This window comes from Micromonospora sp. SL4-19, assembly GCF_047921475.1.
Classification (GTDB): domain Bacteria; phylum Actinomycetota; class Actinomycetes; order Mycobacteriales; family Micromonosporaceae; genus Micromonospora.
The window spans coordinates 1-18,095 of sequence record NZ_JBLROB010000009.1 but is presented as its reverse complement, the minus strand read 5'-3'; the positions used below and the strand labels follow the sequence as shown (position 1 = coordinate 18,095).

Below are 18,095 nucleotides of genomic sequence, written 5' to 3'. Positions count from 1 at the left end.
GGATACTGCCCGGCATGGCGAGCTTCAAGGACCAGGACCTGACTGATGCCGAGTTCCGCGAGTGTGACTTGACCCGCGCTCGTCTGATCGGGGTGGTAATGCAGGACGTTGTGATCGACGGGCTGGTCACCAACCTGGTGGTCAACGGAGTCGAGGTGACGTCGTACGTCGAAGCCGAGCTTGACCGCCGGTATCCGGTGCGGCTGCTGCTCCGCTCAGCCGATCCGGCGGACCTGCTGCAGGCTGTCCGGCAGCTGCGGGCCGGCTGGGCGGAGACGATCGAGCGGCTGCGAGCGATGCCCAGGGGTTCGGAGCAGCAGCGCGTCGGCGGCGAATGGTCGGCGGTAGAGACCCAGCGCCATCTGGTGTTCGTGCACGACTCGTGGTTCCGCCGCTGCTGCCTGGGATCGACCGAGCCGTTCACCGCGATCGGGCTGGCGTCCGAGTTCGTCCCTGACCAGGAGGAGCAGGGCCTGGACCGAGCGGCGGCCCCCAGTCTCGACGAGGTGCTGGCCGCGCGAGACGTGCAAGGCGCTGAGCTAGAGCGTTGGCTGTCGACGGTGACGGCCGATCAGCTCTCGGCGCCCGCGCCAGTGCCGGCGGGCCCGGGTTGGCCGCCGTATGCCAGGGGAAAGTCGGTGCTGGAGTGCGTTCAGGTGGTACTGAACGAGGAGTGGGCGCACCACGGCTTCTGCGTTCGTGACCTCGATCTACTCGGATCATGACCCTCGCCACGAGGTTGCGTGCGACTAGCAAGGATTTCACTCTATGCCGCCGTCCGCGCCTGCTGATTAATCGAGAGCGGCCACTGTCGGTAGCTGACCTCTGAGAGAGGATTGGGTAACCGGGCAGTCTCTCTTCGTGCTCGGGTGAGTCGTCAGCGGGTACGTGCGAGTTCCTCGACGTCTGCCAAGGTGGCGACTTGGTCGCACTCTTCGGGTGTCAGTTTGTTGATCAAGGCCTTGGCTGCTTGGGCTTCCTTTGTGGTGGGCAGGGCACCGGCGACGAGGGCGGGCAGGCTCAGTTCGTAGCCGACTCGTGCCCGTGGGGTATACCGGGTGCGATTACGGGCGACGGCAAAGGAGACGCGAATGGCGTGCTCATTGCCGGCCAGCACGTTGGGCCGGTCGACCTCTCGGGCCCCGAAGCGCGTTCCGTGGTAGAAGGTGCACCGCTGACAGGTGGCCGGTCCCCTGGTGAGGGTGGATCCGCACTCCGTGCACGTCAGGCGGTCGAGCGCGGCGTCGGCGATGCGCCAGTCATGCTCGGCGGGACTGCCGACCACGAGCCACCCCAGGGCCGTCTCATCCGGCGAACCGGGCGCCACGTCCAGCTCGCTGAGCAGGCGCGCCCAGGCCAGGTCGAGCTGGGCCTCGATCTCGCCGATGGTCCGGGCCAGGGACGTGCTGCGCCATGCCCGTGTCGTGTCAACCATGTCGTCAAGCATCGCCCGTCAGCGGATGCCGGCATACCGGATCTGTTGCCCGGCCAGGCGTGCGGCCAACAGCCGGATCATCGCTACCTAGATGAAGTCCTCGGCGTGCGCGGTCGTGCGTTCGTAGTCACGGCACAACCTACGGCAGCGAGTCAGCAGCCGAACGTCCTCTCCACCACCCAGCGGCGGGGCAGTACCTGGAAGCCGGTCACGACGCAGACCAGCAACAGGCCTAGCGTGTCGACCAACAGATGCCGTTTGCGTCCCCGAACCTTCTTGCCCGCGTCGTAGCCGATCTGCTCGCCGCCGCTGGCGGACTTGCGGACTGGGCATCCAGCACCGCCGCCGACGGGACCGGATCACGGCCCTCGGCCTGGCGTACCTGCTCACGCAGCGCGTCGTGGATGGCATCCCACACCCCGCCGCGCTCCAGCACCGAAACCAGCGGTACGCCGCATCCCACGGCGCCAAATCATTCGGGACCAGCCGCCACGCACAGCCGGCGACCAGCACGTACAGGATCGTGTCGATGATCAACCGTGACCGAACTTCAACGGACGCCCGCCACTCCGGGGGCCCCGTACCGGTAAAACGAGCGGCGACCACCTCCCACATCGAGTCGGTCAGGGCACAGGGGTAGCGTCGGCGAACGTCATCCCCGCAACTGTTGTAAGTCGTCACAAACTCGCGACCTTGGCGGGGATGACCCATTCCTATCCAGTCGACACGCGCCGGCTCCGTTGATCGTCGTGCTCGCGCTGGCGCTGCTCGTCGCGGGAGCGCCCACTTTCCGTGATCTTGGTGCGGCGCAAGGGGCGTAGCGCCGTGGCCGGGCGGCCAGGCGGGCGCTATCCGCGGCAGATGGGGGCGACATGATGCCCGCAGGCGCCGAGCGGCGTCCCGTGCCGTCGAGGATTGGCGCGTACCGCATCACTGCGGCTTACCCCGTGCCCGGCGGAGTCGTGTTCTACGAGGCGAACGGATACTTCCTCGACGACGCCGGGTTTGCCTACCTGCCCGAAGGCCCAACTCCGGACCTGGAAACCCCCGACTTTGAGTCCCCGGCCTTCAAGCACCTCGGCGGTGCCTGGTACAGCTGGACCGCGAGCTGGTAGGCGAGGAACGCGAGGGCGAGCACCGGCCGTCCTACGCAACAGCATCCGCCTAGAAGATGAGCTTGCAGCCGTCTGGGCGAGCGGGCGTTCCCGAACATCCGCTTCTGCCGCTTCAGGTGGACTGGTGTTCATCGCCAGTGGTGACGCACGGTGATGTACGGCTATCTCTCCTGCTTCGGCCTCCAGTGTCGTACCTGCCGATCAACTCGTGGTGCGCGCCGCGGTGTCGGCCTCCCTGGGCCGTGCCCCAACCCGAGGGTCGGCGACTCGGCCGGCACCGTGGGCCGACGGACGTAGTCGGTCGGCGAGTGCTCAAGGATGGCGTCGATGACGCAGACTCGATAGAAGCCGACTACGACCGACAGCCGCCGCGACACCGTCGAGGGCTGGTACCGGCGTACATCTTGCAGCCAGCGCACGTACCGCTCGATGTCCACCCGCGCCGCAGCCAGGGGTCAAGGCCGTGGTCGACGCACCAACGGAGAAAGACTCGCAGGTCGGACTCGGCATGAACGCGAGTCTGGCCACGGTAGCGGCCCAGGGAGGCCGACACCGTACGCGGCAAAGGCGGCAAGGTCGTCCTCGTCCCGCTACCACCCGCAGTCGCCAGGGCCATCGACCGGGCCGTCGACGACCGCATCAGCGGGCCGATCCTGCGCAACAACCACGGTGGACGGATGGACCGGCACGCCGCCACCCGCCGACTCAAGCACCTCGCCCACGCCGCTGGGATCCGGATGCCGAGCATGCACCCCCACATGCTGCGCCACACCTTCGTGACCACGATGCTCGACGCCGGCGTCAGCCTCCGCGACGTGCAGATCGCCGCCCGCCACGCCGACCCGAGAACCACCATGCGCTACGACCGCGCCCGCAAGAACCTCGACCGGCACCCCAACTACATCCTCGCCGCGTACATGGCCTCCGGGACATAGCAAGCCCTCCCGGCTTTGCCGATGACAGCGCGTTGGAGTTCAGGCGCGGGGAACCCGCATCGCTTCCACCACCGCTGGGCCTAGAAGTTCGTGGGCGAGCGGAGGCATCTCCTCAGGCCGGAACCAACGGATCTCGTCATGTTCATCGGGAGCGACGTTTGTCGGTGTCCCCTCCCACTCGCCGACAAGCCAGGCGCTGAAGCGTACAGTTTCTTCTCCGCGGCCTGCGTCCAGCCGACACAGATGGATCGCGGAGCCTGTTGCTATCTGCACGCCCAGTTCCTCGTGCATCTCCCTGGTGAGCGCAGCCAGCTCTGTCTCGCCTGTCTCGATGTGTCCGCCGGGCAGATCCCACACGTCCGGGTAGGCGCGGCGGTTCGGACTTCGATGGACGAGTAGGACCCGACCTTCGCGAACCAGTGCCGCCGTCACGATCTCGTGCATGGGTTGGGATTGTGGCATGACCATCCGACCAACAACGTCCGCAACTGCCGCTGAGCCGGTGCTGCGGCTCATGTCGATCGTCACGGTTCCTACGCCGCTCCGCAGGCCATTGATCACAAATCTGGCGAGGGCGCCACATGCCGGCGATCTTGGCCCGGCTTACGCCACCAACTCCTCGCTGAGGGCCCATAGACGCGCGGCGGCCTCGGGGTCGCGGGCCAGGGAGCTTGGCTCGATCTGCTTGCCACGGAAGAAATAGCCTCCGGTGACCTCGGCCGCCTCCGGGGCGCTGGCCAGGTAGACCGGGGTGGCCGCGCCGGTCTGGACGGTACCCATGAAGGGCTTGGCGGCCGCGACGAGCAGCTTGGCGACGCCGCGGACCTCGCGGCCCAACTGGGTGCGGATGAGGCCCGGGTGCAGGCAGTTGGCCACCACGCCGGTGCCGGTCAGGCGCTTGGCCAGCTCGACTGTGAACAGGATGTTTGCCAGTTTCGACAGCGGGTAGCTCGGCTCGCCGCGGGCCAGTTCGTCCCACGGGATCTGCTTGGCCGAACTATGCGCATTGGACGACACCGTGATCACGCGGGCCGGCGCGCTGCCCACCAGCCGTTCCCGCAGCAGGCTGGTCAGCAGGAACGGCGCCAGATGGTTGACGGCGAACATGGTCTCGTAGCCGTCGACTGTGAACTGCCGCTTGAGCATGATCACACCGGCGTTGTTGTCGAGCACGTCAAGCCGGTGGTACTTCTCCAGCACCTCGGCGGCCAGCCGGCGCACTTCGGCCAGGCTCGACATGTCGGCCGTCAGGAGGTCCACCTCGGCGCTGGGCGCCCGACGCCGGATCTCCTTGACGGCCGCTCGCCCTCGCTCGGCGTCGCGCCCGACGACGACCACGGTAGCCCCCAGCTCGGCCAGCCGGGCCGCCGTCTCCCGGCCAATCCCGCTGGTCCCGCCGGTCACCAAGCACACCTTGCCGGACATCGTGGTCATTGGCCCTCCCAGATGTACTTGCCGCGGCGCCATTTTCTCCACGGCGACGCCTCGGGTACCAGGTGGGGCTCGACGCCGCCAGCGGACGTGCCCGGTCCGCCCCGTTCTCCTGACGATCCTCAATGCCGCCGTCAGCCGCCGCAACGTCCAGATCGCTGCCGTTACGCCGACCCACGCACCACCATGCGCTACGACCGAACCGGCAACAACCTGGACCGCCGCACCAATCACCACACCGAACGGCGCGCTTGGAGATGGGCGGCCACCACGCCGAGACTCGGAGATCCGGCTCGCTGGGACTGAACGGCGGTGACTAGCGCCCCGGCCAGGCCAAACCGGACCGTGCGCCGCGCAACTCATTACGGACGCCGGTCTGCGGTACGAGTACGGCCAGGGAATCCACGCAACCCCCGGCATCCGGAATGTGGCCCGACCGGCCAGCGTCATCATCGGCCGTCGTCGGAACTCGGGCCTCATGCCGCTACTACCTCTTGATCGGGTGCACCGACATGCCGCGATCCGCTCGCTACGCGGTCATGGCAAGGCGGCGCCCTCTGCGCCCGGGCATGCCGAAGAGCGGATGCGTCACTCGATGCCGCGTCTCAAGTGCCAGCCGAAGAGGGCTCGGGTGCGTGCTCGGTCAGCTCGTCTCACCGCCCGGCGACCAACTCCTTCTGCCTCCGGATCACGTCGAGGCAGATCTCGCTGGCCGTCTGCTGTTCGAGTGTGATTCTGCGGCCGAGACCCTGGGTCTGCATGGCGACGTCGTAGCACGAGAAGAGGACTTCGTTGACCGTCGAGACCTGCGCCCCGTCAGCTACGGAGACGAGCAGGTCCATGGCGGTCTGAAGCATGTTGGCGGGAGCCGGCCCCACCTGATCCGACAGCTCGGCCGGTGGCGGGCCGGGCACGGTGAGAACCACATCGATAGCCGCCCGCAGTAGATGGTTGGCCGCCGGTGGAAACAGAGCAGACAACGGCAACCGCGATTCGAACATCACGTACTCGACAGATGTGGCCATAAGATGCAGCCTCGTCGCCTGATCCATCTCCTCGATCGCAGGATCGATCTCAGACAGCTCGATCATCCATAGGTTGTCCACGTCACCCGACATTCCGCGGCTCGACCCGCCGCTGGCCGTAGATCGTGATGCTGTCGTCAGCCGCCGACCATACGCGGATGATCGCTCGTGGCCGCGGCTCAGGCGCGCACATCTGCCACCGTCCGTGCGTGCCGAACACCTGCGTACGGTGCAAGATGTTGCGTCTCGACCTGGCGCAAGGGCCGCGGTTGCTGCAGATCGAGTCGAACAACAAGGAGCGGGCTCGCCGAAGTCCGCCAACAGCAGTGGCTCGGAGGGCTCGCGGCCCTGAAGGAGAGCCTGCGGCACGTAGCGGCTAAGAAACTGCAGGCCAAGCGTCTTCGAGAGCGGACTGACAGCAACGAGTTCGTCCCGGACGCCCTCCGAGAGCGGTTCGGGGCAGGACGGGAGGGGTCGATAGCCCGAACCTGGGACCGAGACACTCGCAGCCACTGCGTACCGGCGCGGTGTCGTAGGCTGATCGGCCATGCGACGCAGCCCGCTCCTCGGCTGGGCTGTCCCAGCTGTCATAGTTCTGGCGATCGCCGTATACGTCGGCGGAGTGGTGTCAGGCCGCTGGCGGGACCCGACCGCCGCCCGGGGCGCCGACGGGATCACGGCGTATCCCGAGTCGACCGACTCGGAGCAGCGCAAGGCGCGTGCCGAGCTGTGCCCGCTGATCAACCGGCCCGAGGTACTCGAGCTCGTCGAGCAGCCGGCGACGGTCAAGGGCCTCGGTACGTCGTACGACCTCCACAGTGACTGGCATCAGTGCGCGGTGACGCTGCCGAACAGCGTGCTCCGGCTGAACGTCTGGCACGGCCGTACCCGCATCGTGGACTACCAGAAGCTGTTCCCGGAGGCGCAGCCGCGTGCCGTGCTCGGGCGGCCGGCCATCTGGACGACCGACCCTTCACCAATGATGAACTCGACATTGAACAGTTCAACGTTGCTGGTAGCGTGCCGCGCCGACGCCGGCGGGATGGTCGAGATAACCATCCTCCGGCAGGTTGTCGAGCCGGGTGACGAGGCCGCGCTGATGCGGATCGCCGAACGGCAGCTTCCGGCCCTGCGCGGCTGGCCAGGCTGACCTCGAGGCTCGGGCTACGGCGTGCGCCCTGCGTCTGATCGCGGCGCGGACGTTCTCGTCTGGAAGAACGACCGCGGAATGATCACGGCCTTGCGGACGCCGCAGATGGGGCGACGCCCCTCCGACGCGGCGCCCCGCTCGGCCGCTGAGCGCTCCGCGCCCACACTGCTCGTATCGATCGGCGATCGGCCGGACTTGCGCTACAGCTCGGTCACGCGTCCCGGTTGATCAAGTCTCATCATCGGGTGCACGGATCTGCCGCTGGTCGAGCGTGACAGGCCGTGACCGGTCCGCCCTGTGCTTCAGCTTCCGGTACTGGCTCCCCTCTGTGTCAAGACACCGCCGGGAGGAGAGTTCTATGCTGGGTCTCGGCGGGTCCGGGAAGTGACTTCTCTGAAGAGCCGGCTTGGGGATGCGAGCCGGTCACGCTGGAGTCAGTAGCCGTTCCCCGTTGTCCTCCCGGGCCCGCTGCCGTAGCAGCTGTGACGTCGTTGATCATGCGTCGGTAGACGATGTCGGACAGGCGTCGTTTCAGCGCGCGCATCGCTTCCATCGACGTCTTGCCGGACGCCTTCTTCCGGTCGAAATAGGCGCGGCCCTCGGTGGGGTTGCGCAGCTGGACCGTGGCCATGATGTGCAGCACCCGGTTGATCTGCCGGTTCCCGGCGCGGGAGAGCCGGTGGCGTACCTGCTCGCCGGAGGACGCGTCGATGGGGGCGGTGCCGTTCCAGGAGGCGAAGTGGGCCCGGTTGGGGAACCGGGTGATGTCGCTGACCTCGACCAGCAGCCGGGCGGCGCCGGATGGTCCGATGCCGTGCAGGTCCATCAACGTGGTGCCGGTCGAGGCCACAAGTTCCTTCAGTTCCTTGTCGGCTTCCTTGGAGCGTTGGTAGACCCGTTCCAGGTCGCTGATCAGCTCCGCGGCGACCCGGCGTCGGGCCTTGCCGACCGTGTCACGGGGTCTGACCCCAGCCAGCAGTGCCTTGGCCTGGGCGGCGGACAGGCTCTTCTTCGCCCCACCCGGAATGAGCTCGAGGAGCAGTTGGTGCAGCTGGGAGACCATCCGGGTGTGGTCCTCGCCGAGGGAGCGGCGCCGGTCGACCAGGATCCGCAGCAAGGCGAGCTGCTCATCGTTGACCACCGGGCGCAATCCCGCCATGCGGGTGCCGACCAGCGCGATGGAGTGGGCGTCGGTGGCGTCGGTCTTGCGGCCCTGGCCGGTGGCGAACACCCGCGCCCGGGCGGACAGCTTCGGTGGCACGTCGACGACCTGCTCGCCGTCGGCGAGCAGCCGGTTGGCGATGTGCCGGCCGATGCCCTGGCAGCCCTCGATCGCCCAGACCCGGTTCGGCCACTGCCTGCCGTACTTCCTCATCGCCGCGTAGCCGTCCCGCCCGGTGTCGAAACGGCCCGTGCCGACGACGGTCTCGTCGCCGGCCATGACCTCGATCGTGGCAGAGCGCTTGTGCGGGTCCATACCGATGACCACGCGGTCCGATATGACAGTCAACGCGTCCTCCGATGCTCGATCCACCTGGGTTGTCGAGCCGGGAGGGCAACGCTACTTCGAGCAGAGCAAACCCCTCTTGAGCCTCTCCCCGCCCTTGGGGCGACGCCCGGGACCGCGCAGGCCAAATGAGAGCCACACGACCAGCGTGGGCAGCCGATGTGAGAGCGACAGCCCGGGCGCCTCGACCGAAGCCTGGCCGGGCAACGGTCGTAGGTCAATGAAACAAGTAGCCGATGACAGTGCACCCGATCATGTGCTGGTAAACATGCCCCGGAGGACCGTGAGTACGACTGGGACGGCCCGGTTGGTCAGGACACCGGCGTGACCCGCCCCAGGCAGCAGGACATTGACGGAGTGACTTATGCCTTCAGCGACGTACGATGGTGTGAGCCGTTCGGCGATGGGGTAACGATGCTCGGCTCGATGGCGCACAGGGATCGGTTGCTGCTACGGGCCATCGCGCGGCACGCTTCACACCTGGCCAGCGGACAGCACGTCGATCTGCCCGGTCTGGCGGCGACGATGCGGCAGCGGCTGGCGGCGGGTGAAGGCTTGGGCGCCCTGCTCCCCGAGGCCTTCAACGCAATGTGCGAGGCGTACCGCCGGACCCGGGGCCCGGGCAGGTGCTCATCCTCGCGGGTCTGGCGCTTCATCGGGGCGCGGTGGCGCAGCTAGCCTCGGGCCCGTGGAGACGACGAAAGACCCCGCCTCTATGGTGGGCCGATGGCATCGGTCAAGCAGATCCAAGTCACCTTCGACTGCGCAGATCCTGAGCGCGTCGCTCGCTTCTGGTGCGAGGTGTTGGGGTACGTCGTACCGCCGCCACCGGAAGGGTTTGCTAGTTGGGGCGATTTCAATCGCACGCTGCCGCCTGAGCGTCAGGGTTCAGCGTTCGCCTGCAGTGATCCCTCAGGTGTGGGTCCGCGATTGTACTTCCAGCGCGTTCCCGAAGGCAAGGTCGTCAAGAATCGGGTGCATCTTGACGTGCGGGTCGGCACCGGGCTCGTGGGTGAGGAGCGCCTGGCCGCACTTGAGGCCGAATGCGCACGACTGGTCGCGCTCGGCGCGGTACGCGGGCGACTACTGCGCGCCGATGGCGACAACGAGTCGTGCCTCGGGATGCAGGACATCGAGGGCAACGAGTTCTGTCTCGCCTGAGTGGCCGCGAACGTGGCACCTTCGCGAGTCGACTGGTGCAGTTCACCACCGCGAGGGTCGCCGTCCCGCAGCGCGCCAACGGTCCTGATCCAGAACCACCCCTCGCCCCCGATGCCCCCCCCCGCATCCGGTGACCTCTACTCGGCATCCGCCTCACGTCGACTGGCGCCGAGATCGCCCACGAGCCACCCAAACAGCCGGGCGCCATCCTGGCCACCACGACGGAGGCCCTCCTGGCCGCCTTCGGCAACGACGACATCGCCGGACTCGTAGCCGCCGGTGCCACCATCACCGGCGATCCGGAGGCCGTACGCCGTCTCATCGCGGGCGTCCAAGTCTCAAGCGCCACAGATCAAAGCTCAAATGGCACCCACGGGCAAGGGGGCGGGGCGGATAGCCGCCAGAGGCTGACCGAAAGGTGAGCCAATGCCGTGTCAGGTCGCGTCCGCTCTGTTCTGATCGGCACTCCAGCCCGACGTCGACCAAGGTCACGTGCGCGCATCTGCCGCGATCCGCGCGCCACGCAGTGTCACTACAACAGATCAAGCCAGCGCCCGGTCATAGCCGATGAGCGTGCCCCCGGTCGCGCCCCTGTTGGACCCTTGCATAGGCTGCGTCGCCATGGACGAGTCGCGCGGGTCAGGAGTCCTCCGTCATCAGTCGCTGCACGACGGGTTCGTACCGGCGCAAGGGCCGCAGCAGGCGTTCGCCGACGCTATCGACCGACACATCGAGGAACACTTCGGGCCTGTCGAGTTCGTCTACCACGAGACCGCCTCGCACCTGGTCGGTGTGCATGTCTATGTCGTGGCCCCGACCGAGGAACGCCCGTACCGGACGCTGATCACTTCTGGGATGAGTGAGCTGCCGATGACGGTCCCGGAGGGCCACGACATCAGCCCGTACGCCGAACTGATGCTCAGCCTGCCGGCAGATTGGCCGCTGACCGAGGTAGCCGGGCTCGGCGACGAAACCGGGTGGCCGCTGCGGATCCTCAAGCAGGTAGCTCGGCTGCCGCACGAGTACGGGACCTGGATCGGCGAATGGCATTCCGTGCCGAACGGCGATCCCGCGCAGCCGTACGCTACGGACGCCCCGTTCGCCGGAGTCGTCGTCACGCCGATGCTGCGGGTGCCGCCAGAGGCCCGGACGATCGACGTCGGCGGCGGCATCCGAATCGCGTTGCTCGCGCTGATCCCTCTGCACCCAGAGGAGATAGCGGTCAAGGTCGAACGCGGTACCGACGCACTCATCGAAGTCCTCGACCGTGGCCGCGTCACCGAGTTGCTGGACCCGCGCCGGCCCTCGTACGCCTGACAGCTCGCGCTGACCAAGGTCACGCGCGCGCTTCTGCCGCTGGCCGCGCGTCACGCAGCGTCACAGCCGGTCGATCAAGAGAGGCTCGGTATTGCCGAAAGTGGTGCGCTCGGCGCGGGCTAGCTGACCCGGCGCTGGATGCGCCACAGGCCGACCGCCGCGAGCAGCGCGCTGAGACCGAGATACAGCGCCAGTTCGATCCATGGGAAGGGCCAGAATCGCTGGTTGGGCTGGCAGACCAGGTCCACGTGCAGGTCGAGCTTGCCGAGACATACCGCGGTGTCACCGAACCTGCCGGTGGCGCCGGTCTTCGGGGCGTTGTTGAGACACTCGTTGAAGGCGGCGTCGGGCAGTTGCCGGCCGTCGGGTGTCAAGAGTTTGCTGGTATCCGTGACCCCGGCGTCCGGTACCTCCAGCCCCCCGATAACCGGCCCGCCGGTGATGCTGCCCAGCGACCGGGCCTGGTTGATGGCGTCGGCACTCATCGTCATTGCTGCGAACCACACGAGCTACATCCGGGTCCGCGCGTACGCTTGTAGTGCGTCGCGGACGAACGTCGCCCCCGCGGCGTCGTCGTACATGCCGGCGAAGCGGGGGTCGTCGACGTACATGTCCCCCAGGCATTTCACCATCTCGATCGAGCGCTCCCGGTCGCCCTCGGCCGTGGGGGTACCCGGAATCTGGCTCAGCCACTGGACGTGCCGGGCAGCCAGTGACTGAGCGTGTTCCGATGTCGGAGAAACCCCGGCCTTCACTGCGGCGACCCATGCGGCGACGAGGTCCTCGGTGTCCTGCTTCCAGGCCCGCTGCTGGTCAAGGCTCTTGCCGTGCCACCAGTCATTACCCACTTGGAACGCGCGCTCGCCCCAGCGTGAGATCACCTCGTCCTTGTAGCCGTCGTTGAATCCCGCCAACATGACGTCCATCCGCGGTTCCGCCCCCGACTGCAGGGCCTCGAGCGTGTGCCGCACAGACCGGATCTGCCGTTCGATGCGGTCCCGTTCCTCGTCCAGTGCGGCGATGTGGGCACGGAGCCCGTCGCGCGTGTCCACCTCGTCGGCCAGGACCTCGGCGATGGCCGGCAAGCCCATGCCGAGCTGGCGCATGAGCAGGATCCGCTGGAGCCGGGCGACCGCGGTGGGGTTGTAGTAGCGGTACCCGTTCGCGCCGACCCGGGACGGGGCCAGGAGCCCGACGCGGTCGTAGTGACGCAGGGTGCGGCTGGTGATGCCGGCCCTCGTCGCGAGTTCCTGGATCGTCCACTCCATCGTTCCAGTGTTACCTGCGGCGGAGCGTGGTTGCGATGATCTCCGAGCTGTCGGCGTGCAGGGCCTGCGCCGCCGTCTGCCCGGTCGCCGCCAGGTAGGTGTCGACCAGCCGGTTGCCCGCGGCGTACCCGGCGCCCATCGGCAACCCCACCGGGGTGACACCGAGGTGCTCGGCGCCGGGGTCGCCGTGCACCCAGGCAGTGAAGTTCTGCATGCCTGTTACGTCGAGCCCGGTGAGCACCTTGCTGAAAACCGCGTCGTCGTGCAGGTGCGGCACGCCGATGCGGGCGGGGCCGAGCTCGTCGCCGTAGAGCTGGCGGGCGAAGGCGTCGGCCAGGCCCTCGCCGACGATGTGCTCGCCGACCGTGACGGTCATCGGGTCCCACACGACCCCGCCCGGGCTGTAGCGCAGGTTGTGGTTGAGCTCGTGCACGGCGGTGGCCTCCAGCCGCTCCACGTTCTCGGGGAAGGGCCAGAACGTGATGGCGATGTTGCCCGAGATGCCGCCGAACCCGGTCAATCCTTTGCAGGGACCCATGAAGTGCTCGTCACCCGGATCGCCGAGCACGAACAGCACGGTGATGTCCGGGGCCTCCAGCCCCGGCGTCGCCTCCAGCAGTACGGCGAGAGCGTCGTCGAGCGCGCGTTGCATCCGCTCCCAGGCTCCGGCCGCCGCCAGGGTTTCGAGCGCGTCGAGGCAACGCTCCTCGTCGCGGTCGATGGGAAACCCGGACGATTGGAGGTGCACGGCCACCAGGTCGACCTCGCCGGGGTAGTAGCGGTACATGCCCCTGTTGGCCTCCAGCATCGAACGCAGCAGGTCAACACGGTCCGCGACCGGGGCCAGCAGGATCCGCCTCATGGCGGAGTAGGTGTCAAGAACAGTGATCGACATGGCCCCGATGCTAGAAGTTGACGCAGCGTCAAGGTCAAACCAGCGGCGCTCGTCGTCGAGGTACGGCCGGTGTGCCGTCACCCAGTCCCGTGATGACCGGCGGTTCGCCTCTGCGATGGACTCACGCGACTTGGTCAGCCGCTGTTCCAGTGTGCGCAGCTCCTCGGTCTTGCAGTCCGCAGTGACGTAGTCCGGATGATGCCTGCGTCGTCTATGCGAGCACGCAACCCCTTGATCAGGTGCACGGATCTGCCGCGATCCGGGCGTTACGCCGAGTAACAGCGAGCAGGGCGGCCGGTGCCCAGACCTACCGAATGCAGCGCGTGGCTCTGCCCGCGGCGGAATGTCTTGAATCCCGAGGCGACGGTCGGAGAGGCTCAGGGCGTGCCTGAGCTGATAGACATCACGGTCGGTGACCTGCACTTCTCACTGCGGGTATGGCAAGCCGTCGGCAAGGACAAGGCGCCCACCGTGCTGCTCCATGCCACCGGAAAGACCGCAAGCGACTGGGACATGATCGCCTCGGGCTTGTGTATTGAGCGGACCGTGTACGCCGTCGACCTGCGGGGCCACGGCGCCAGCGACTGGCCCGGCACGTACCGCCTGAAGCTGTTCGCGCAAGACGTCATCGGCATCCTGGACCAGCTGGACATCGGCGCGGTGGACCTGGTCGGTCATTCCCTCGGCGGTCTGGTGGCCTGTACGGTGGCCGCCGAACGGCAGGGACACGTCCGCAAACTCGTGCTAGAGGACATCGGTTACCCGCACCCACGCCCGCCAGAACTGCCCGACCGTCCCGCAGGGGATCTACCCTTCGACTGGCACATGGTGGAGCAGGTCCGGCCCGAGATCGACGATCCGGATCCAGGATGGGCCGACATCGTCGCCCGGATCACCGCACCCACGCTGCTCATCGCCGGCGGAGCAGCGAGCCCGGTCCCCCAGAAGCACCTTGCCGAACTCGCCGATCGTTTGGCCGACGCCCGGCTGACTACGATCGAGGCCGGCCACCTGGTGCACGAGACCCTGCCCGACGAGTACCTCAGGACCCTGATCGCATTCCTTACCGACTGATCGACGCCCATCCGCTATTGCCGCTGACCGCGCGTCACGCAGCGTCACAGTCGGTCGATCAAGACATGCTCGGTATTGCCGATGTGAGTGCACGGACGCTCGCCGACTCAGCTCACCCTTCGGTCGCGATTGCCGCGATGGCGGCGTGCGGCCGATCAGTGCCTTCGCTGGGCCGCTGCAGGCGCTCAACCTCCGTGAAGCCGACTCGCGCCAGTCGCTCGGAAAACTCGTCAACGGGCCAGCGATAGGCGGTAACGACCTTGTGGTCGAAGGCGGCGACCTCATCACCTACGAAGAGAGCAAGCACTAACGTTCCGGCCGGGGCTATTGCTCGCCGGAACTCAGCGAGCACGCCGTCGAGATCTTCCGGCGGCAGATGGATCAACGAGCCCCAGGCCAGGATGCCGGCGATGGAGTGGTCGGCAACGGCGAGATCTTCCATCGACCCGAGTTGGTAGCTACCGCTCGGGTGGGCCGCCTGCGCATGGGCGATGAACTCGGGAACCATGTCGATGCCCGTTGCGTCGACCCCCAGCCAACGAAGGTGATCGGTGATATGGCCAGGCCCACAGCCCAGATCGAGCACCGCACCAGGTCGGCCCGCCAGATGTCGCCCGATGAAGGCGAGGTCGTCGGCGTGCACCTGCTGCCTTGTACCAAACAGCTCGATGTAAAGCTCCGCGACGGACGCATATGCCTGCCGGACCTGGTCCATGTCCACCACGCGACTATATGGGCTCGGATTGGCAGAGCAGGCCGGGGCCAGCGCGGGGAGTACGTCGATGCTCGCGGTGCCCGCATCCGGCGATCCGAGGCCAGGGCCAGATGAGCACATCTGCCGCGTTCCGCTCGCCCGTGCGGAAGGTCATTCCGCTGCGCCCTGGCCGCGCGGCACCCAGGTCGGGCGCGGCCGTCTCGGTCACTGTGCGCTTGGACGCCGAGGTCAAGGCCGCGATCTCCTCGATCCCCGAGGACGCCTGAACCACGATGGAGTGCACCGACGCCGTCTACGACGAACAGACCAGCCGTTTCTCCCGCTCGATGTCACATCCGCGGCCCGGCCGGTGTCTCCATGCCGTGTCGACCTACCAACCCGACGGCACAGCCACCGACACAGGAGGAGACATGGAGCACACGACCCGCATCCCCCCGGCCGAGATCACCGGCGTCAAGGGAGCGCTGATCAAGCGGATGATCGAGAAGAAACTTGGCAAGGTACCGACGGCGGTGGGCGTCTACTGGCACAACCCCAAGGTGCTGTTCGCCAGCTTCGGCCTCGGCGGCAAGCTGCAGAAGTGGGACGCCTGCGACGAGAACCTGAAGTCGTTCGCCCACATGGCGGTCGCGTCGCTGGTCGGCTGCACGTGGTGCCTGGACTTCAACTACTTCGAGACCCGCAACAAGGGGCTCGACGTGGAGAAGGCGCGCGAGATCCCGCGGTGGCGGGAGGCGGACGTCTTCACTCCGCTGGAGCGGGACGTCCTGGAGTACGCCGAGGCGATGAGCCAGACACCGCCGACCGTGACCGACGAGCTGGTGGACCGGCTGCACGCCGAGTTGGGACCTCCCGCCGTGGTCGAGCTCACCTCGGTGATCGCATTCGCGAACATGAGCACGCGTGGCAACGTGGCGCTCGGCATCGAGTCCGACGGCTTCGCCGCCGCGTGCGGCTTAAGGCCGCTGGCCGAGCGCCCGGGAGTAGCGTCCGCATCATGAGCGAGGACCCCTTCGTCGCCCACCGCAGCCTGCTGTTCACCGTCGCCTACGAGATGCTCGGCTCGGTCGCCGACGCCGAGGACGTGGTGCAGGAGACCTGGCTGCGGTGGGCAGCCTTGGTCGATGCCGAGCGCTGCGAGGTCCGGGATCCGCGGGCGTACCTCGTGCGGATCGTGACCCGGCTCTGCCTCAACCGGCTGCGCACGCTCGCGCGGCAGCGCGAGGAGTACGTGGGCGAGTGGCTGCCCGAGCCCCTGCTGACCAGCCCGGACGTCGCCGAGGACGTCGAGCTCGCGGAGAGCGTGTCGATCGCCATGCTGGCGGTACTCGAGACGCTGCTACCGACGGAGCGCGCGGTCTTCGTGCTCCGCGAGGTCTTCGACGTGCCGTACGACGAGATCGCCGAGGCGCTGGACAAGTCGCCGGCGGCGGTGCGCCAGATCGCGACGCGGGCCCGCAAGCACGTGGCGGCGCGCCGGCCGCGGATGTCGGTAAGCCGCACCGAGCAGGAGCAGGTGGTCGAGCGGTTCCTCGCCGCGCTGACCACCGGCGACGTGCCCGGGCTGCTCAAGGTGATGGCTCCCGACGTGCTGGTCGTGGGCGACGGCGGCGGCCTGGCCCCGACAATCCCGAAGCCGGTCCGCGGGGCCGAGAAGCTCGCCCCGGTGATGGCCCGCTTCGCCGAGGTCGCGCCCGGCGCCAGGGCTTTCATCGTCGACCTCAACGGCGGCATCGCGGCGCGCATCGACCCCGGCGGCGAGAACGACACGGCCGTGTCGTTCGTCATCGAGGACGGCCGGATCACCCAGATCTACGCGATCCGCAACCCGCACAAGCTCGAGCGGCTAAGCGAGGTGGCCGAACTTCGACGGTGAGTCCGGGCTTACGCATGATCGCATCTGCCGCCGACCGAGCGTCACGGTACGTGACGGACGCGCGGCGACGCTCGGCGCGCGGTCGTGCCGATGTAGGTGCGCCGGTGCGATGACGAAGGCGCAGACCCGTGACAGGGTGCCGAGGTAGAGTCTCGCGTCGTGGTGGCAGGGCTTGATCAACACGGACAGGGTGAGGATGGCCGCCGTCTCGGTCAGGAAGCGATGCGGCGGCTGCGGCTCAGGTACGTCTGCGCGATCGACCCCGGGCTCACCGGCTCGGAACTTGACCGGATCGAGCAAGAATTTGGGTTCCGGTTCGCCGCCGACCACCGGGCCTTTCTGTCCGCAGGACTGCCGGTGAACACCCGGCCCGAGCCACGCGAGCCGGGAGTGCTCTACGCCCACTCGGAGCCGTGGCCCGACTGGCGTAACGGGGACCGCGACATGCTGCGCAGTTGGCTGGACTGGCCCAGCGAAGGAGTGCTGTTCGACGTCGAGAACAACGGCTTCTGGTACAACGGCTGGGGTTCACGCCCAAGCGACACCGCATCGGCATTGGCGACAGCGACGCGCATGCTGGCGCAGGTTCCGAAGATGGTGCCGGTGTACGGGCACCGGTATCTTCCTGGTGAGCCGAGGACCTTCGGCCACCCGGTGCTTTCGATGTGGCAGACCGACATCGTCTACTTACGGGTTGGATCTGGCCGACTACATCGACCGGGAGTTCGGTCACCTCGGCCAAGGCGAAAACCCGTGGGAGCCGAGGGCAGGCGTCGAGTTCTGGCGCGATCTACTCTGAGGAACACAGCCACCGGGTCATACGGGTGCGCGGCAAGGGCGGCAAGGTCGTCCTCGTCCCGCTGCCACCCGCGGTCGCCAGGGCCATCGACCGGGCCGTCGACGACCGCATCAGCGGGCCGATCCTGCGCAACACCCGCGGTGGTCGGATGGACCGGCACCCCAACTACATCCTGGCCGCGTACCTGGCCTCCGGGACATAGCCAGCGCTCGCGGCATTGCCGAATTGAGTGCGGTCACTGTGTTTGGGTCGCCCAGACCGGCTGCTGGGGCTCGTCGTTGTGCACGATGATGTCGACGTGGTCTGTCGGGCGGACCGTAGCGAAGTAGAACTGTTGGGAGGGGATGTAGCGCTCGCGCCAGCGCCGTTCGACTTCGGCCCGAGATGACACC

21 protein-coding genes and 2 pseudogenes are annotated in these 18,095 nt (G+C 67.6%); 12 read left to right on the top strand and 11 right to left on the bottom strand.

Annotation, left to right across the window (positions count from 1 at the left end; genetic code table 11):
* Nucleotides 1-14 precede the first annotated feature (14 nt).
* Nucleotides 15-725: a DinB family protein gene (locus tag ACNAVT_RS14550; protein WP_416296499.1), complete on the top strand. Its 711-nt coding sequence runs from the start codon at nucleotides 15-17 to the stop codon at nucleotides 723-725.
* Between the two features lie 152 nt (nucleotides 726-877).
* On the opposite strand, the gene ACNAVT_RS14545 is transcribed toward ACNAVT_RS14550, so the two are convergent.
* On the bottom strand, nucleotides 878-1,447 hold the full coding sequence (locus ACNAVT_RS14545; RefSeq protein ID WP_416296497.1) for a hypothetical protein: 570 nt from the start codon (nucleotides 1,445-1,447) through the stop codon (nucleotides 878-880).
* Nucleotides 1,448-1,522: 75 nt separating this feature from the next.
* Nucleotides 1,523-2,050 (bottom strand): annotated as a pseudogene (locus ACNAVT_RS14540) (transposase).
* Between the two features lie 332 nt (nucleotides 2,051-2,382).
* On the opposite strand from ACNAVT_RS14540, the gene ACNAVT_RS14535 reads away from it, so the two are divergent.
* Both ACNAVT_RS14535 and ACNAVT_RS14530 read left to right on the top strand, forming a co-directional pair.
* Nucleotides 2,383-2,550 carry a hypothetical protein gene (locus tag ACNAVT_RS14535; RefSeq protein WP_416296495.1) on the top strand — a complete coding sequence of 56 codons (168 nt, stop codon included), beginning with the start codon at nucleotides 2,383-2,385 and terminating at the stop codon, nucleotides 2,548-2,550.
* Between the two features lie 566 nt (nucleotides 2,551-3,116).
* Nucleotides 3,117-3,485, top strand: a pseudogene (locus tag ACNAVT_RS14530) (tyrosine-type recombinase/integrase); the annotation flags it as partial.
* A gap of 39 nt (nucleotides 3,486-3,524) precedes the next feature.
* On the opposite strand, the gene ACNAVT_RS14525 reads toward ACNAVT_RS14530, so the two are convergent.
* The 3 genes from ACNAVT_RS14525 to ACNAVT_RS14515 form a co-directional block, all read right to left on the bottom strand.
* The gene (locus ACNAVT_RS14525; protein ID WP_416296494.1) at nucleotides 3,525-3,929 is read right to left on the bottom strand and encodes an NUDIX domain-containing protein; all 405 of its coding nucleotides are present in this window, start codon (nucleotides 3,927-3,929) and stop codon (nucleotides 3,525-3,527) included.
* 159 nt (nucleotides 3,930-4,088) lie between these two features.
* Nucleotides 4,089-4,952, bottom strand: coding sequence for an SDR family oxidoreductase (locus tag ACNAVT_RS14520; RefSeq protein WP_416296786.1), 864 nt, complete (start codon nucleotides 4,950-4,952; stop codon nucleotides 4,089-4,091).
* Between the two features lie 617 nt (nucleotides 4,953-5,569).
* Nucleotides 5,570-6,007: a hypothetical protein gene (locus tag ACNAVT_RS14515; protein WP_416296492.1), complete on the bottom strand. Its 438-nt coding sequence runs from the start codon at nucleotides 6,005-6,007 to the stop codon at nucleotides 5,570-5,572.
* A 481-nt stretch (nucleotides 6,008-6,488) separates the two neighbouring features.
* On the opposite strand from ACNAVT_RS14515, the gene ACNAVT_RS14510 reads away from it, so the two are divergent.
* Nucleotides 6,489-7,091, top strand: a complete 603-nt coding sequence (locus tag ACNAVT_RS14510) for a hypothetical protein (protein WP_416296490.1) — start codon at nucleotides 6,489-6,491, stop codon at nucleotides 7,089-7,091.
* A gap of 331 nt (nucleotides 7,092-7,422) precedes the next feature.
* Here ACNAVT_RS14510 and ACNAVT_RS14505 read toward each other — a convergent pair whose 3' ends face one another.
* Nucleotides 7,423-8,532 (bottom strand): IS110 family transposase, encoded by a 1,110-nt coding sequence (locus ACNAVT_RS14505; RefSeq protein ID WP_416296488.1) that lies wholly within the window; start codon nucleotides 8,530-8,532, stop codon nucleotides 7,423-7,425.
* Nucleotides 8,533-9,024: 492 nt separating this feature from the next.
* Between ACNAVT_RS14505 and ACNAVT_RS14500 the strand changes: the two genes are divergently transcribed.
* Entirely contained in the window at nucleotides 9,025-9,276 is a 252-nt protein-coding gene (locus ACNAVT_RS14500; protein ID WP_416296486.1) for a hypothetical protein, read from the top strand.
* A gap of 48 nt (nucleotides 9,277-9,324) precedes the next feature.
* Nucleotides 9,325-9,759: a VOC family protein gene (locus ACNAVT_RS14495; protein WP_110564523.1), complete on the top strand. Its 435-nt coding sequence runs from the start codon at nucleotides 9,325-9,327 to the stop codon at nucleotides 9,757-9,759.
* Between the two features lie 137 nt (nucleotides 9,760-9,896).
* On the opposite strand, the gene ACNAVT_RS14490 is transcribed toward ACNAVT_RS14495, so the two are convergent.
* A complete protein-coding gene (locus tag ACNAVT_RS14490) occupies nucleotides 9,897-10,094 on the bottom strand; it encodes a hypothetical protein (RefSeq protein WP_416296484.1) in 198 nt (65 codons plus the stop codon).
* Nucleotides 10,095-10,380: 286 nt separating this feature from the next.
* On the opposite strand from ACNAVT_RS14490, the gene ACNAVT_RS14485 reads away from it, so the two are divergent.
* Nucleotides 10,381-11,076, top strand: coding sequence for a suppressor of fused domain protein (locus ACNAVT_RS14485; protein ID WP_416296482.1), 696 nt, complete (start codon nucleotides 10,381-10,383; stop codon nucleotides 11,074-11,076).
* Nucleotides 11,077-11,195: 119 nt separating this feature from the next.
* Here ACNAVT_RS14485 and ACNAVT_RS14480 read toward each other — a convergent pair whose 3' ends face one another.
* The 3 genes from ACNAVT_RS14480 to ACNAVT_RS14470 are packed head-to-tail and all read right to left on the bottom strand — an operon-like array spanning nucleotide 11,196 to nucleotide 13,239.
* Nucleotides 11,196-11,561 (bottom strand): hypothetical protein, encoded by a 366-nt coding sequence (locus ACNAVT_RS14480; protein WP_416296481.1) that lies wholly within the window; start codon nucleotides 11,559-11,561, stop codon nucleotides 11,196-11,198.
* A 24-nt stretch (nucleotides 11,562-11,585) separates the two neighbouring features.
* Nucleotides 11,586-12,344, bottom strand: a complete 759-nt coding sequence (locus ACNAVT_RS14475) for a MerR family transcriptional regulator (protein ID WP_416296479.1) — start codon at nucleotides 12,342-12,344, stop codon at nucleotides 11,586-11,588.
* A 10-nt stretch (nucleotides 12,345-12,354) separates the two neighbouring features.
* Nucleotides 12,355-13,239: a DUF2268 domain-containing protein gene (locus tag ACNAVT_RS14470; RefSeq protein WP_416296477.1), complete on the bottom strand. Its 885-nt coding sequence runs from the start codon at nucleotides 13,237-13,239 to the stop codon at nucleotides 12,355-12,357.
* A 348-nt stretch (nucleotides 13,240-13,587) separates the two neighbouring features.
* Between ACNAVT_RS14470 and ACNAVT_RS14465 the strand changes: the two genes are divergently transcribed.
* Nucleotides 13,588-14,313 (top strand): alpha/beta fold hydrolase, encoded by a 726-nt coding sequence (locus tag ACNAVT_RS14465; RefSeq protein WP_416296475.1) that lies wholly within the window; start codon nucleotides 13,588-13,590, stop codon nucleotides 14,311-14,313.
* A 112-nt stretch (nucleotides 14,314-14,425) separates the two neighbouring features.
* On the opposite strand, the gene ACNAVT_RS14460 is transcribed toward ACNAVT_RS14465, so the two are convergent.
* Nucleotides 14,426-15,034, bottom strand: coding sequence for a class I SAM-dependent methyltransferase (locus tag ACNAVT_RS14460; protein WP_416296473.1), 609 nt, complete (start codon nucleotides 15,032-15,034; stop codon nucleotides 14,426-14,428).
* A 104-nt stretch (nucleotides 15,035-15,138) separates the two neighbouring features.
* On the opposite strand from ACNAVT_RS14460, the gene ACNAVT_RS14455 reads away from it, so the two are divergent.
* The 4 genes from ACNAVT_RS14455 (at nucleotide 15,139) to ACNAVT_RS14440 (ending at nucleotide 17,905) form a co-directional block, all read left to right on the top strand.
* Nucleotides 15,139-15,294 carry a hypothetical protein gene (locus ACNAVT_RS14455; protein WP_416296471.1) on the top strand — a complete coding sequence of 52 codons (156 nt, stop codon included), beginning with the start codon at nucleotides 15,139-15,141 and terminating at the stop codon, nucleotides 15,292-15,294.
* 144 nt (nucleotides 15,295-15,438) lie between these two features.
* Entirely contained in the window at nucleotides 15,439-16,029 is a 591-nt protein-coding gene (locus ACNAVT_RS14450) for a carboxymuconolactone decarboxylase family protein (protein WP_357107422.1), read from the top strand.
* The gene (locus ACNAVT_RS14445) at nucleotides 16,026-16,904 is read left to right on the top strand and encodes an RNA polymerase sigma-70 factor (RefSeq protein ID WP_416296469.1); all 879 of its coding nucleotides are present in this window, start codon (nucleotides 16,026-16,028) and stop codon (nucleotides 16,902-16,904) included. Before ACNAVT_RS14450 ends, ACNAVT_RS14445 begins: the two co-directional genes overlap by 4 nt.
* An 824-nt stretch (nucleotides 16,905-17,728) precedes the next feature.
* Nucleotides 17,729-17,905, top strand: a complete 177-nt coding sequence (locus ACNAVT_RS14440) for a hypothetical protein (protein ID WP_416296467.1) — start codon at nucleotides 17,729-17,731, stop codon at nucleotides 17,903-17,905.
* Nucleotides 17,906-18,095: the final 190 nt, after the last annotated feature.

Bases quoted from the DNA above. Each gene is read 5' to 3' on its own strand.
- ACNAVT_RS14480 (WP_416296481.1), bottom strand. From the start codon at position 11,561: ATGAGTGCCGACGCCATCAACCAGGCCCGGTCGCTGGGCAGCATCACC.
- ACNAVT_RS14475 (WP_416296479.1), bottom strand. From the start codon at position 12,344: ATGGAGTGGACGATCCAGGAACTCGCGACGAGGGCCGGCATCACCAGC.
- ACNAVT_RS14505 (WP_416296488.1), bottom strand. From the start codon at position 8,532: ATGGCCGGCGACGAGACCGTCGTCGGCACGGGCCGTTTCGACACCGGG.
- ACNAVT_RS14515 (WP_416296492.1), bottom strand. From the start codon at position 6,007: ATGATCGAGCTGTCTGAGATCGATCCTGCGATCGAGGAGATGGATCAG.
- ACNAVT_RS14445 (WP_416296469.1), top strand. From the start codon at position 16,026: ATGAGCGAGGACCCCTTCGTCGCCCACCGCAGCCTGCTGTTCACCGTC.
- ACNAVT_RS14545 (WP_416296497.1), bottom strand. From the start codon at position 1,447: ATGCTTGACGACATGGTTGACACGACACGGGCATGGCGCAGCACGTCC.
- ACNAVT_RS14485 (WP_416296482.1), top strand. From the start codon at position 10,381: ATGGACGAGTCGCGCGGGTCAGGAGTCCTCCGTCATCAGTCGCTGCAC.
- ACNAVT_RS14550 (WP_416296499.1), top strand. From the start codon at position 15: ATGGCGAGCTTCAAGGACCAGGACCTGACTGATGCCGAGTTCCGCGAG.
- ACNAVT_RS14455 (WP_416296471.1), top strand. From the start codon at position 15,139: ATGAGCACATCTGCCGCGTTCCGCTCGCCCGTGCGGAAGGTCATTCCG.
- ACNAVT_RS14510 (WP_416296490.1), top strand. From the start codon at position 6,489: ATGCGACGCAGCCCGCTCCTCGGCTGGGCTGTCCCAGCTGTCATAGTT.
- ACNAVT_RS14470 (WP_416296477.1), bottom strand. From the start codon at position 13,239: ATGTCGATCACTGTTCTTGACACCTACTCCGCCATGAGGCGGATCCTG.
- ACNAVT_RS14500 (WP_416296486.1), top strand. From the start codon at position 9,025: ATGGCGCACAGGGATCGGTTGCTGCTACGGGCCATCGCGCGGCACGCT.
- ACNAVT_RS14495 (WP_110564523.1), top strand. From the start codon at position 9,325: ATGGCATCGGTCAAGCAGATCCAAGTCACCTTCGACTGCGCAGATCCT.
- ACNAVT_RS14525 (WP_416296494.1), bottom strand. From the start codon at position 3,929: ATGCACGAGATCGTGACGGCGGCACTGGTTCGCGAAGGTCGGGTCCTA.
- ACNAVT_RS14450 (WP_357107422.1), top strand. From the start codon at position 15,439: ATGGAGCACACGACCCGCATCCCCCCGGCCGAGATCACCGGCGTCAAG.
- ACNAVT_RS14520 (WP_416296786.1), bottom strand. From the start codon at position 4,952: ATGGCGCCGCGGCAAGTACATCTGGGAGGGCCAATGACCACGATGTCC.